Below are 12,353 nucleotides of genomic sequence, written 5' to 3' on the forward strand. Positions count from 1 at the left end.
ATGACGGCCGAGCTGGTCCGGGGACAGAACCATCCGCTGCCCGACACCCGCCTGGAGATCCGGGTCTCGGCCGGCCATCCGGTCGTCGCCGGGGCCACCCTCGGCGACGAGGAAGGCCGGGTCGCGGGCGTCGAGTGGATCGCGCACCCCGGCTCGCCCTCGCTGCCCGGCGTCGAGGTCTCCCAGCAGGCCGCCGCCGACCACCGGCTCGCCGTCGACCTGGACGCCGTCCCGGCGGCCGTGCACCGCCTCTCGGTCCTCCTCGCGCTGCCCGTCGGCGTCGGCGGGCCGACCCGCTTCGGTGTGGCCGCGGCCCCCTTCGTCGCCGTCACCGGCCTCGACGGCGCCCCGATCGCCACGTACACGATCACCGGCCTCGACCGCGAATCCGCCGTCGTCGCCCTGGAGTTGTACCGCCGCCAGGGCGCCTGGAAGGTGCGCGCCATGGGCCAGGGGTACGAGGGCGGTCTCGCCGCCATGCTCGGCGACCAGGGGCTCCAGCGCCCCGCCGAACTCGCCGCGACGATCCTGGAGGCCGTCTCCCGGGGCCTGGCCCGTTCCGTCTCCGCCCCGCCGCCGCGCGTCCCCGAGACCGAGCGCGTACGCCAGTCGGCGCCGACGGCACCCGAGCCGATCACGGCCGCGGCCGAGCCGCCCACGACGCCGACGCCCACGACACCGACGCCCACGGCGCCCACGCTGCCGGGGACGCCGGCGCCCACCCCGGCCTCCGGGGGAGGCGGCCCGATCGACTACGCCCACCCGCGCCGCCGCGCGAAGGCCCCCGAGCCGCCCCGGCAGGCCCCGCCCGTTCCCGTCGCGGGGGACGCCAGCGGCTGGTCCATGGACGAGCGGCTCTACAACCAGGTGTGGGGCATGTTCGAGGACCTCGCCCGCACCACCGCCGCGTACCGCAGTGCCTGCGAGTTCGCGGAGTCCCGGCTCGACAAGGAACTCGACGGTCTGCTCTCGGACCCCAGGAGCCGGATCGGCGGTGCCGGGGACGCCGCCCGCGCGGCGGCCCGCGCCAAGCACGACGAGCTCACCGCCCGCGCGCAGGAGGCCCTCGACCGGGACCTGGACCAGCTCGCCGCCGAGTCCGAGGTCGTCGAACCGGCCCTGCCGGCCGCCTACGCCCGCTGGGACAACCCGGTCTGGCATGCCTACCGCGTCCCCATGGAGGCGCCGATGGCCGTCCGCCTGGGCGACCTCCACCTCCCCGAGCGGACCGAACTGCGCATCCCGATGCTGGTCAGGCTCCCGCTGGAGCGCGGGCTCTGGGTCGACATGGGACGCGAGCACTCCGAGGCGGCCGGGCTGCTCGACGAGGCCGAGCTGCGCCGCCTCGCGATGGACACCGCCGTCGCGCACGCGGCCCGCCTGCTGGCGGTGTACCCGCCCGGCGAGTTCACGGTCCATGTCATCGACCCGGCGGGCACGGCGGCCCCCGCGCTCGCGCCGCTGGTCGGGGCGGGCGTGCTCGCGGGCCCGCCGGCCGCCGGCGCCGCCGGCGTCCAGGACGTCCTCGGCCGGCTCACCGAGCGGGTGGACCTGGTGCAGATGGCGCTGCGGGCGGGCGCGCCCGACGCGCTGCCGCCGGGCCTGGACACCGCCGAGCAGCTCCTGATCGTCCATGACTTCCCGCACGGCTTCGACGACCGGGCGGTCACCCGGCTGCGGTACCTCGCGGACGAGGGGCCGGCGGTCGGGGTCCACCTCATGATGGTCGCCGACCGCGCGGACGCCTCGGCGTACGGCCCGGTGCTCGACCCGCTGTGGCGTTCCTTGCTGCGGATCACTCCCGTACCGGACGACCACCTCGCCGATCCGTGGGTCGGCCACGCCTGGACGTACGAGCCGCCGCTCGCCCCGTCCGGCAGCCGGGTGCTGTCCGATGTGCTCGCGCGGGTGGCCGAGTCGAGGCGCCAGTGGGGGAGCTGACCTGAGACGGCCCTGACCTGGTTCTTTGGGTCGCCTTTACCCTTGCCTTTACCTTTTCTTGGTTCTTCGGGTAGTGTTCTTGGCGCGGAGGGGAGTACTCCCCATGCGCGGCGTTCCCGTCAATACGGACGTACCCCGAGCGGGGGCGATCCCGGGGCGTCGGCCCGGCCCGTCCCCGCACGGCCCGGGTGGAAGAGACCTCCGGCAGCGACGACGCTGATCAAGTAGCCGTACGACGCCGGAGGCGCAGTGGACGTTTCGACGACTCTCTGGGTGCTGACCATTCTCGGTCTGAGCGCCCTCATCGCGATCGACTTCTTCATCGGGCGCAAGCCCCACGACGTGTCGGTCAAGGAAGCCGGAATCTGGACGATCGTCTGGATCGTCCTGGCCGTCCTCTTCGGCATCGGGCTTGCGGTCTTCGGCAACAGTCAGGCGTCCGGCGAGTTCTTCGCCGGATTCATCACCGAGAAGTCGCTGAGTGTCGACAACCTCTTCGTCTTCGTCCTGATCATGGCGAAGTTCTCGGTGCCGTCCCACCTCCAGCAGCGCGTGCTGCTGATCGGTGTGCTGATCGCCCTGGTCCTGCGCGCGATCTTCATCGCCGCCGGTGCCACGATCATCGCCAGCTTCTCCTGGGTCTTCTACATCTTCGGCGCGTTCCTGATCTACACCGCGTGGAAGCTCATCAAGGAGGCGCGCGCCGGCGAGGACGAGGACGAGTGGGAGGAGAACCGCCTCCTCAAGTCCGTCGAGAAGCGGTTCGGCGTCGCGGACAAGTACCACGGCACGAAGCTCTTCATCAAGGTCAACGGCAAGCGGGTGCTGACCCCGCTGATGGTCGTCATGCTCGCCATCGGCACGACGGACGTCCTCTTCGCCCTCGACTCGATCCCGGCGATCTTCGGCCTGACCCAGGACCCGTACATCGTCTTCACCGCCAACGCCTTCGCGCTGATGGGTCTGCGGCAGCTGTACTTCCTGATCGGCGGACTGCTCAAGAAGCTGGTCCACCTCAGCTACGGCCTGTCGGTGATCCTCGGCTTCATCGGTGTGAAGCTGGTGCTGCACGCCCTGCACGAGTCCGGGGTCCACGTCCCCGAGATCTCCATCCCGTTCTCGCTCACGGTCATCGGCGGTGTCCTCGTCGTCACCACGATCACCAGCCTCATCGCCTCCAAGAAGCAGGCGGAGCGAGAGGCCCTCGAGGCCGCGGACTCCGCCGAGAAGGGCGAGCAGCCCGCGGCGGAGGCCGGCGAGACCGAGAAGGACAGCGTCGGCGCCTGACGGCGTACGGCACCGTAGCAACGCACCGTGGCCGGTGCGGGCGGCTCACCACCGCCCGCACCGGCCGCGCCGCGTTTCGGGACTAACCCTGGGCGGGCACCCGCTCCATCCCCTGTGACCGCTGTGGCACGGTCTCCGGCAGGAGCGCGAAACACCCGAGGCTCACCAGGGCCACCGCCGTCAGATACGCCGCCACGCCCCACGGCGGCCCCGCTCCCTCGGACAGCGCCGTCGCCACGATCGGCGTCAGCGCCCCGCCGAGGACGCCCGCCAGGTTGTAGCCGACGGCCGCGCCCGTGCACCGCACCCTCGGCTGGTAGAGCTCGGGGAGGTACGCCGCGACCACCGCGAACATCGTGATGAAGGCCAGCAGCGCGCCCGTGAACCCGAGGAACATCAGCGTCGGCCGTCCCGTGTGCAGCAGACCGATCATCGGGAACATCCACACCGCCGAGGCCGCGCAGCCGAACAGACAGAGCGGGCGGCGGCCGTAGCGGTCGCCGAGCATCGCCGCCGGCGGCGTCACGATCCCCGAGATGGCCACCGCCGCCATGATGCAGACCAGCATGGTCGTACGGCCGACCCCGAGCCGCTCGGTGCCGTAGGCCAGGGCCCAGGTGGAGACCGTGTAGAAGACCGCGTAGCCGACGGCGAGCGCCCCGGCGGTGAGCAGGACGAGCCGCCAGTGCTCGCGCGCCACCTCGGTGAGCGGCGCGTTCGCCTTCCGCCCGGTCGCGTTCATCTCCTCGAACTGCGGGGTCTCGGCGAGCGAGGAGCGCAGCAGCAGCCCTGCCGCCGCGAGGACGCCGGCCGCCCAGAACGGCACCCGCCAGCCCCACTCCCGGAACTGGGCATCGGTGAGCGTGGCCGACAGCAGCAGCATCACGCCGTTGGCGAGCAGGAAACCGACCGGCGGACCGACCTGCGGGAAGCTCGCCCAGAGTCCCCGGCGCCGCTCCGGCGCGTGCTCGGCGGTGAGCAGGACGGCTCCGCCCCACTCGCCGCCGAGGCCGAGCCCCTGCAGGAAGCGCAGGACGAGCAGCAGGACGGGGGCGGCGATGCCGATCGCCGCGTACGTGGGGACGAGGCCGACCGCCACCGTGGCGCACCCGGTGAGCACCAGCGAGGCGAACATGACCGGGCGCCGTCCGTACCGGTCGCCGATGTGCCCGAAGACCACCGAGCCGAGCGGGCGGGCCACGAAACCGACGGCGAAGGTACCGAAGGCCAGCAGGGTCCCGGCGACGGGGGAGAACGTCGGGAAGAAGAGCGGCCCGAGGACGAGCGCGGCGGCGGTCCCGTAGACGAAGAAGTCGAAGAACTCGATGGCCGTCCCGACGAGCGAGGCGGCGGCGAGACGCGCCATGGACGGCGCGGCGGGGGAGGACGGGGAGCCCTTGCCGCCCGAGGTGCCCGAGCCGCCCAGGGCGTCCGGCCCGCCCGGAGCGTCCTGGCCGTCCGGGCCGTCGGGGGCGTCGCCCCGAGCACCCTGAGCGTGCGGATCGGTGAGGGAGTCCGGATCCGGGGACGGACGCGGAGAGTGACTTTGGCGCATGTCGCGCCAACTACCCGGCGTTCGCCGGGGTTACGGGGGCGCGCGGAGGCACGCGGTGCGCGACCGTGCGCCTCCGCCGGTCAGAGCCGCCCGGTGGCCTTCACCAACCGCGCGCGTGCCACGCGGGCAGGCTCGGCCGCTCGTCACCGAGCGTGGTGTCCTTGCCGTGGCCGGGATACACCCAGCTCTCGTCCGGCAGGACCGCGAAGAGCTTGGTCTCCACGTCCTCGATCAGGCGCGCGAAGGCCTTCGGGTCCTTCCACGTGTTGCCGACGCCGCCGGGGAACAGGCAGTCGCCGGTGAAGACGTGCGGGTGGCCGTGCGGGTCGTCGTAGACGAGCGCGATCGAGCCGGGCGTGTGCCCGACGAGATGGCGGGCGGTCAGCGTGACCCGGCCGACCGCGATCGTGTCGCCGTCCTCGACCAGGACGTCCGTCGGGACGGGGATGCCCTCCGCGTCGTGCGCCCCGGCGTACGTCCGCGCCCCGGTCGCCGCGACCACCTCGGCGAGCGCCTGCCAGTGGTCGCCGTGCTGGTGCGTGGTGACGACGGAGGCGATGCCGTCGTCACCGATCAGCGTGAGGAGCGTGTCGGCGTCGTTCGCCGCGTCGATCAGGAGCTGCTCGCCGGTCGCCCGACACCGCAGCAGGTACGCGTTGTTGTCCATCGGGCCGACGGCGACCTTGGAGATCATCAGGTCCGTCAACTCGTGCACATCGGCGGGCCCGCCGACCTTCACAGCTCCGCTGTACGTCATGGGCTCAGCCTATCGCCGGGCACCGACAGGCGGGGGGCCGACGGTGGGACTACAGCGGCGGGAGCTCCGGGAGGTGGTCGCCCGTGAGGACGGCGAGGTGGGCGCCCTTCTCGCCGCGGCCGGAGAGCCAGCCGAGCAGGTCGGCGCGGGTGCCGCCGAGGACGACGGGGTCTCCCTTGTCGCCGCCGGTGTGCCAGCTGGGGCTGTTCTCCTCGTACCCGAGGCGGAGCGTCACGGGCGGGACGTCCGGGCGGCCCGACCAGCGGTCGGCGAGGAAGTCGATCTCCCGCAGGACGAACTCCTCCGGCAGGTCCGCCAGCTCGTAGCCGATGCCGAGGTCGACGTGGTGCAGGTCCACCTCCACCCAGCGGCGGAAGGGGATGCGGGCGGCCCGGTCCGTGACGCCGTTGCGGAGCTCGACGGTCCGCTCCCAGTCGGCGGGCTCCGCGCCCACGGCCTGGAAGCGCTCGGCGGTCGCGCGGACGTCGGCGAGCTGCTCGGCCAGGGGGCGCGGGGCGTCCCGCTCGATGTCGGCGTCGCGGGTCGCGGCGTCCGCGTACATGGGGCGGCCCTGGAGGACGTTCACCAGGGCGTCGGCGTTGCGGGCGATGTGGGCCAGGACATGGCCACGGGTCCAGCCGGGAAGCCGTGACGGCTCGGCGAGCGCCGCGTTGTCCAGGGAGGCGGCCGCGTCGAGGAGTCGTTCGGTCGCTTCGTGTACAGAGGCCAGGTCACGCACGTGGTCGATCATGGGGCCGACCCTAGCGCTGCCACTCGTTCGGGTGAAGCGGTCGGAGTTCGGCCGGAAATCGAATGTGCGTGCTATAGGCTCGGTGGAAGCATCCGGCATCCTTGGTTGTTGGGTACTCACGCACATCCAGGTACTTCCAGGCATATCTGCGACCCGCACTCCTGTGCCTCCGCTTCTCTCAAGAAAGGTGCGGACCGGCGTGGCCGACCGTCTCATCGTTCGTGGCGCTCGCGAGCACAACCTCAAGAACGTCTCGCTCGACCTCCCCCGCGACTCCCTCATCGTCTTCACCGGGCTGTCGGGGTCGGGCAAGTCCTCCCTCGCGTTCGACACGATCTTCGCCGAAGGGCAGCGCCGGTACGTCGAGTCGCTCTCGTCGTACGCCCGGCAGTTCCTCGGCCAGATGGACAAGCCGGACGTCGACTTCATCGAGGGTCTCTCGCCCGCCGTCTCCATCGACCAGAAGTCGACCTCGCGCAACCCGCGCTCGACGGTCGGCACGATCACCGAGGTCTACGACTACCTCCGCCTGCTCTTCGCGCGCATCGGCAAGCCGCACTGTCCCGAGTGCCGCCGCCCGATCTCCCGCCAGTCGCCGCAGGCCATCGTCGACAAGGTCCTGGAGCTGCCCGAGGGCAGCCGCTTCCAGGTCCTCTCGCCGCTGGTGCGCGAGCGCAAGGGCGAGTTCGTCGACCTCTTCGCCGACCTCCAGACCAAGGGCTACAGCCGGGCGCGGGTCGACGGGCAGACCATCCAGCTCACCGAGCCGCCGACGCTGAAGAAGCAGGAGAAGCACACGATCGAGGTGGTCGTCGACCGCCTCACCGTCAAGGACAGCGCCAAGCGCCGGCTCACCGACTCCGTCGAGACGGCCCTCGGGCTCTCCGGCGGCATGGTCGTCCTGGACTTCGTCGACCTCGCCGAGGACGACCCCGAGCGCGAGCGGATGTACTCGGAGCACCTCTACTGCCCGTACGACGACCTCTCCTTCGAGGAGCTGGAGCCGCGCTCCTTCTCCTTCAACTCGCCCTTCGGCGCCTGCCCGGACTGCACCGGCATCGGCACCCGCATGGAGGTCGACCCCGAGCTGATCGTCCCCGACGAGGACCGCTCCCTGGACGAGGGCGCCATCCACCCCTGGTCCCACGGCCACACCAAGGAGTACTTCGGCCGGCTCATCGGCGGCCTCTCCCAGGCGCTCGGCTTCCGCACGGACCTGCCGTACGCCGCGCTCCCCGCCCGGGCCAAGAAGGCCCTGATGTACGGCCACAAGACCCAGGTCGAGGTCCGCTACCGCAACCGGTACGGACGCGAGCGGGCATACACCACCCCCGCCTTCGAGGGCGCCGTCTCCTTCGTCAAGCGGCGGCACAGCGAGGCCGAGAGCGACTCCAGCCGCGAGCGCTTCGAGGGCTATATGCGCGAGGTGCCCTGCCCCACCTGTGAGGGCACGCGCCTCAAGCCGATCGTCCTGGCCGTGACGGTCATGGAGCGGTCGATCGCCGAGGTCGCCGCGATGTCGATCAGCGAGTGCGCCGACTTCCTCGGCCGCCTGAAGCTGAACGCCCGCGACAAGAAGATCGCCGAGCGGGTCCTGAAGGAGGTCAACGAGCGGCTGCGCTTCCTGGTCGACGTCGGCCTGGACTACCTCTCCCTCAACCGCGCGGCCGGCACGCTCTCCGGCGGCGAGGCCCAGCGCATCCGGCTCGCCACCCAGATCGGCTCCGGCCTGGTCGGCGTGCTCTACGTCCTCGACGAGCCCTCCATCGGCCTCCACCAGCGCGACAACCACCGGCTCATCGAGACCCTGGTCCGGCTGCGGGACATGGGCAACACGCTCATCGTGGTCGAGCACGACGAGGACACCATCAAGGTCGCCGACTGGGTCGTGGACATCGGCCCCGGCGCCGGCGAGCACGGTGGCAAGGTCGTCCACTCCGGCCCCTTGAAGGAACTGCTCGCCAACAAGGAGTCGATGACCGGGCAGTACCTGTCCGGGCGCAAGGCCATCGGGACGCCGGACATCCGCCGTCCCGTGGACCCCTCGCGCCGGCTCACCGTGCACGGCGCCCGGGAGAACAACCTTCGGGACATCGACGTGTCGTTCCCGCTGGGCGTCCTCACGGCCGTCACCGGCGTCTCGGGGTCGGGCAAGTCGACGCTGGTCAACGACATCCTCTACACCCACCTGGCGCGCGAGCTGAACGGCGCGAAGTCGGTGCCCGGGCGGCACACGCGCGTGGACGGTGACGACCTCGTCGACAAGGTCGTGCACGTCGACCAGTCGCCGATCGGCCGCACCCCGCGGTCGAACCCGGCGACCTACACCGGAGTCTTCGACCACGTCCGCAAGCTCTTCGCCGAGACGATGGAGGCGAAGGTGCGCGGCTATCTGCCGGGCCGGTTCTCCTTCAACGTCAAGGGCGGCCGCTGCGAGAACTGCTCCGGCGACGGCACGATCAAGATCGAGATGAACTTCCTCCCGGACGTCTACGTCCCGTGCGAGGTCTGCCACGGCGCGCGGTACAACCGGGAGACCCTGGAGGTCCACTACAAGGGCAAGTCCATCGCCGAGGTCCTGGACATGCCGATCGAGGAGGCCCTGGACTTCTTCGAGGCGGTCCCGACGATCGCGCGCCATCTGCGCACGCTCAACGAGGTCGGCCTCGGGTACGTCAGGCTCGGTCAGTCCGCGCCGACGCTCTCCGGCGGCGAGGCGCAGCGCGTGAAGCTCGCGTCCGAGCTGCAGAAGCGGTCGACGGGCCGCACGGTCTACGTCCTGGACGAGCCGACGACGGGTCTGCACTTCGAGGACATCTCGAAGCTGATCAAGGTCCTCTCGGGTCTGGTCGACAAGGGGAACTCGGTGATCGTCATCGAGCACAACCTCGATGTCATCAAGACCGCGGACTGGGTCGTCGACATGGGCCCGGAGGGCGGCAGCGGCGGCGGTCTGGTGATCGCCGAGGGCACGCCGGAGGAGGTCGCCTCCGTCCCGGCGAGCCACACCGGCAAGTTCCTCCGCGAGATCCTGGGCGCGGACCGGATCAGCGACGCGAGCGTGCCGGCGGCGCGGAGCGGGACGAAGGCGCCCGCGAAGAAGGCCGCCGCCAAGAAGGTGGCCGCGCCCACGAAGAAGGCCGCGCCCGCCAGGAAGACGGCGGCGCGGGCGCGCAAGGCGTGACGGGGTGGGTGTGACGGTGCCGGGGTGACGGGGCGGGTGTGACGAGGTGGGTGGGGGTGGGCGGCGCCTGCGGCGGGCCTTCCCCCACCCCGCCCCTTCCCGAAACCGGGGGCAAGCCCCCGGACCCCCGGCCCGTGCGACGGGGGGAGCCCCCGAGCCCCCCTCACCGACACGGGCTTCGCCGTGTCGTGAAACCGGGGCGGGCCGGGTCCGGTACGCGGCGTGCGGGGTTGGCACCCGAGCCCACGACACCGGCTTCGCCGTGTCGTGGAACTGGGGAGGTCCCCGGTCCGGTGCGCGGCGTGCGGGGCCTCGCGCCCGAGCGCCCTTCAGAGGCTTCGCCGTGCCGCTGAACGCCGCGAGGGAGGCCCCAGCCTCGGCCTCCCTACCCCAGCTCGCGCGCGTACGGGGGTTCGGCGCCCGGGCGGGTGCAGGTGAGGGCCGCGGCTCTGGCCGCATAGGTGAGGAGGGCGGACCAGGACCGCGGGGGCAGGGTCGCGAGAGGGTGGTCGGGCAGGGCGTGCAGGAGCGCCGCGTTCACGGTGTCGCCCGCGCCGATCGTGTCCGCGACCTCGACGCGTACCGCGGGTACCGACACCTCGAAGGATCGCGTGTGCACCGTCAGGCCCGCCCCGCCGCGCGTCACCACGACCGCCGACGGGCCCCGCTCCAGCCACTCCGCCGGGGTGCCGCCCAGCCACGCCGCGTCCTCCTCCGAGAGCTTCAGGAGCGAGACGTACGGCAGCCAGGAGGCGAAGCGCTCGCGGTAGGCGGCCGCGTCCGGGATCAGGCCCGGCCGGATGTTGGGGTCGAGAAGGGTCAGGACGCCCCGCTCCGACTCCCGCCGCAGCAGCGCCTCGTACGCGCTCGCCCCCGGCTCGAGCGCCAGCGAGCACGTGCCGAAGGCGATCGCCCGCACCCCGTCCGGCAGCCGCTCCGGCAGGGCGAAGAGACGGTCGGCGGTGCCCTCGACGTAGAAGCCGTACTCCGCCGAGCCGTCCGCGCCCACCGAGGCGACCGCCAGCGTCGTCGGCTCCGGGCCGCGCTGGACCAGGTCCGTCCCCACCCCGGCGTCCCGCAGCCCGTCCATCAGGGCCTCGCCGAACGCGTCCGTGGAGACCCGGGAGCAGAAGGCGACCTCGGCGCCGAGACGACCGAGGGCCACGGCCGTGTTGTACGGCCCCCCGCCCCGCCGGGGCACCAGCGGGGGCAGCGGCCCGGCGGCGGCCCCGTCCGGGACCAGATCGATCAAGGACTCACCGGCGACGACGATCACGCCGTGAACGTAACCCATGCCCCACCGGCCGCGACAGCCCCCGCGCAGGCCTCCGGGAAGGCGCCGGTATCGTCGGTTCGGTCACCCCTTGCCCCGATCCCACCGTGGAGCGCTCATGCCCGGCCAGTCCGCCCGCCGCACCGTTCTGAAGGGTGCCGCACTCGTCGGCGCCGCCGGGCTCGGCGTCGCCGCCTGCTCCACGGACTCCAAGCTCGGGCACGCCCAGGTCCCGACCCCGACCGCGCCGGTGACCCTCGGCGCCCCCGAGGACGTGCCCGTCGGCGGGGCCAGGCTCTACCGCGAGCAGCGGGTCCTGGTGAGCTGCCCGGCCGAGGGCCAGTACAAGGCCTTCAGCGCCCAGTGCACCCACGCCGGCTGCGTCCTCGACAAGATCGAGAACAACGAGGGCAACTGCCCCTGCCACGGCAGCCGCTTCGACGTCACCACCGGCAAGGCCCTCCAGGGCCCGGCGACCGTCCCGCTGCCCGAGGTCCCCGTCCGCGTCGAGGGCGGAAAGCTCGTCGCCGGACCGGAGGCGTAACACCGCGTAAGCGGCGGAGCGCCTACGCCCAGTCCCAGTCGATCCCCAGGATCCCCGGCCTGACCCCCTGCTCCAGCAGGTGCACCGTGCGGTGTCGACCGCTCAGCGTGAGGTCCGCGCGGCCACCGCGCGGTGCCCCCGCCGAGGCCTGGGCAAAGCGCCGGCACCGTACCGGCAGCGCCGCCTCGTCGAACCGCACCTGCAGCACGTACTGCCCGCCCGCGAAGCTGAAGCCGCGCACGTACTCGCCGCTCGGTCCGCCGGTGCCGTCCTCGAAGCCGTAGCCGAAGAGGTACGTCTCCCCGGCCCGCAGTCGCGCGTCGAACAGCAGCTCCGCGACGACCACCCCGGTCTCCGCGTGCCAGCGCACCCGCCCCGTACGGCAGTTCTCCGTCGCCAGGACCTCCACCCGCGCGGGATCGCAGCCCGGGTCGCCGTGGTGGATGGCCAGATAGCGGTCGACGCCGTCCCGGTGCGCCCGCACCACGTGCTGCGACTCCCGCCCCACCAGCTCCCGCCCGGCCCCGATCCTGACCCGCTCGTGGTGCCCGACCGTGTGCAGCCCGCCGTCCACCGGCGACTCCAGCTCGGCGAGCAGCGCCTCCACCGCCCCCGAGGCCTCTACAAGGGAGCGGTACGAACGGGCCGCGGGACGCTCCACGTCACCGCGCGCCGCCGTGTCCTCGGTGAGCAGCCGGATCAACGAGTTGTCCGGCAGCTGCAGGACCTCCTCCAGGGCGCGGACCGCCTTCATCGACTCCGGCCGCTGCGGGCGGCGGGCGCCCTGCTGCCAGTAACTGAGGCTGGTCACCCCGACCTTGACACCCCGGTGGGCCAGATGGTGCTGCACCCGCTGCAGCGGCAGACCGCGCACCGCGAGGGCCGTGCGCAGCGCCAGATGGAACGGTCCGGTGTGCAGCAACTGCACCAGATCGGCCTCGGTGTGTCCCACGGGACTCCTCAGTGAACGTTCACGACCGCGCCGGCGGGCCCTCGCGCCGCCGGGGACGGGCCCGCAGTTGGCGCGCGGGCGCGTGTTCACACCCGGGTCACACCGTTCA

9 protein-coding genes are annotated in these 12,353 nt (G+C 72.4%); 4 read left to right on the forward strand and 5 right to left on the reverse strand.

The features are described 5' to 3' along the window. Together ACF09C_RS14770 and ACF09C_RS14775 are read left to right on the forward strand one after the other, a co-directional pair. Positions 1 to 1,941: a TerD family protein gene (locus tag ACF09C_RS14770; RefSeq protein ID WP_392091849.1), complete on the forward strand. Its 1,941-nt coding sequence runs from the start codon at positions 1 to 3 to the stop codon at positions 1,939 to 1,941. Positions 1,942 to 2,190: 249 nt separating this feature from the next. Further along, entirely contained in the window at positions 2,191 to 3,228 is a 1,038-nt protein-coding gene (locus ACF09C_RS14775; RefSeq protein ID WP_392091850.1) for a TerC family protein, read from the forward strand. An 82-nt stretch (positions 3,229 to 3,310) separates the two neighbouring features. Here ACF09C_RS14775 and ACF09C_RS14780 read toward each other — a convergent pair whose 3' ends face one another. From ACF09C_RS14780 to ACF09C_RS14790, 3 genes are all read right to left on the reverse strand, one after another. Beyond that, the gene (locus ACF09C_RS14780) at positions 3,311 to 4,594 is read right to left on the reverse strand and encodes an MFS transporter (protein ID WP_392092010.1); all 1,284 of its coding nucleotides are present in this window, start codon (positions 4,592 to 4,594) and stop codon (positions 3,311 to 3,313) included. Between the two features lie 289 nt (positions 4,595 to 4,883). Further along, positions 4,884 to 5,540 (reverse strand): MBL fold metallo-hydrolase, encoded by a 657-nt coding sequence (locus tag ACF09C_RS14785; protein ID WP_392091851.1) that lies wholly within the window; start codon positions 5,538 to 5,540, stop codon positions 4,884 to 4,886. A 49-nt stretch (positions 5,541 to 5,589) separates the two neighbouring features. Next, positions 5,590 to 6,291, reverse strand: a complete 702-nt coding sequence (locus ACF09C_RS14790) for a maleylpyruvate isomerase family mycothiol-dependent enzyme (protein WP_392091852.1) — start codon at positions 6,289 to 6,291, stop codon at positions 5,590 to 5,592. Positions 6,292 to 6,490: 199 nt separating this feature from the next. Here ACF09C_RS14790 and uvrA point away from each other — a divergent pair, with 199 nt between their 5' ends. Next, a complete protein-coding gene (uvrA, locus tag ACF09C_RS14795) occupies positions 6,491 to 9,475 on the forward strand; it encodes an excinuclease ABC subunit UvrA (protein WP_392091853.1) in 2,985 nt (994 codons plus the stop codon). Positions 9,476 to 9,860: 385 nt separating this feature from the next. Here uvrA and ACF09C_RS14800 read toward each other — a convergent pair whose 3' ends face one another. Then, a complete protein-coding gene (locus ACF09C_RS14800) occupies positions 9,861 to 10,751 on the reverse strand; it encodes a carbohydrate kinase (RefSeq protein ID WP_392091854.1) in 891 nt (296 codons plus the stop codon). Positions 10,752 to 10,866: 115 nt separating this feature from the next. Here ACF09C_RS14800 and ACF09C_RS14805 point away from each other — a divergent pair, with 115 nt between their 5' ends. After that, positions 10,867 to 11,292, forward strand: a complete 426-nt coding sequence (locus tag ACF09C_RS14805; protein WP_392091855.1) for a Rieske (2Fe-2S) protein — start codon at positions 10,867 to 10,869, stop codon at positions 11,290 to 11,292. Between the two features lie 22 nt (positions 11,293 to 11,314). Here the strand turns inward: ACF09C_RS14805 and ACF09C_RS14810 are convergent, their stop codons facing one another. Continuing rightward, a complete protein-coding gene (locus ACF09C_RS14810) occupies positions 11,315 to 12,244 on the reverse strand; it encodes a hypothetical protein (protein WP_392091856.1) in 930 nt (309 codons plus the stop codon). Positions 12,245 to 12,353: the final 109 nt, after the last annotated feature.

This window comes from Streptomyces sp. NPDC014870 (genome assembly GCF_043081505.1).
Taxonomy (GTDB): domain Bacteria; phylum Actinomycetota; class Actinomycetes; order Streptomycetales; family Streptomycetaceae; genus Streptomyces.

Bases quoted from the DNA above. Each gene is read 5' to 3' on its own strand.
- ACF09C_RS14785 (WP_392091851.1), bottom strand. From the start codon at position 5,540: ATGACGTACAGCGGAGCTGTGAAGGTCGGCGGGCCCGCCGATGTGCAC.
- ACF09C_RS14790 (WP_392091852.1), bottom strand. From the start codon at position 6,291: ATGATCGACCACGTGCGTGACCTGGCCTCTGTACACGAAGCGACCGAA.
- ACF09C_RS14805 (WP_392091855.1), top strand. From the start codon at position 10,867: ATGCCCGGCCAGTCCGCCCGCCGCACCGTTCTGAAGGGTGCCGCACTC.
- ACF09C_RS14770 (WP_392091849.1), top strand. From the start codon at position 1: ATGACGGCCGAGCTGGTCCGGGGACAGAACCATCCGCTGCCCGACACC.
- ACF09C_RS14780 (WP_392092010.1), bottom strand. From the start codon at position 4,594: ATGGCGCGTCTCGCCGCCGCCTCGCTCGTCGGGACGGCCATCGAGTTC.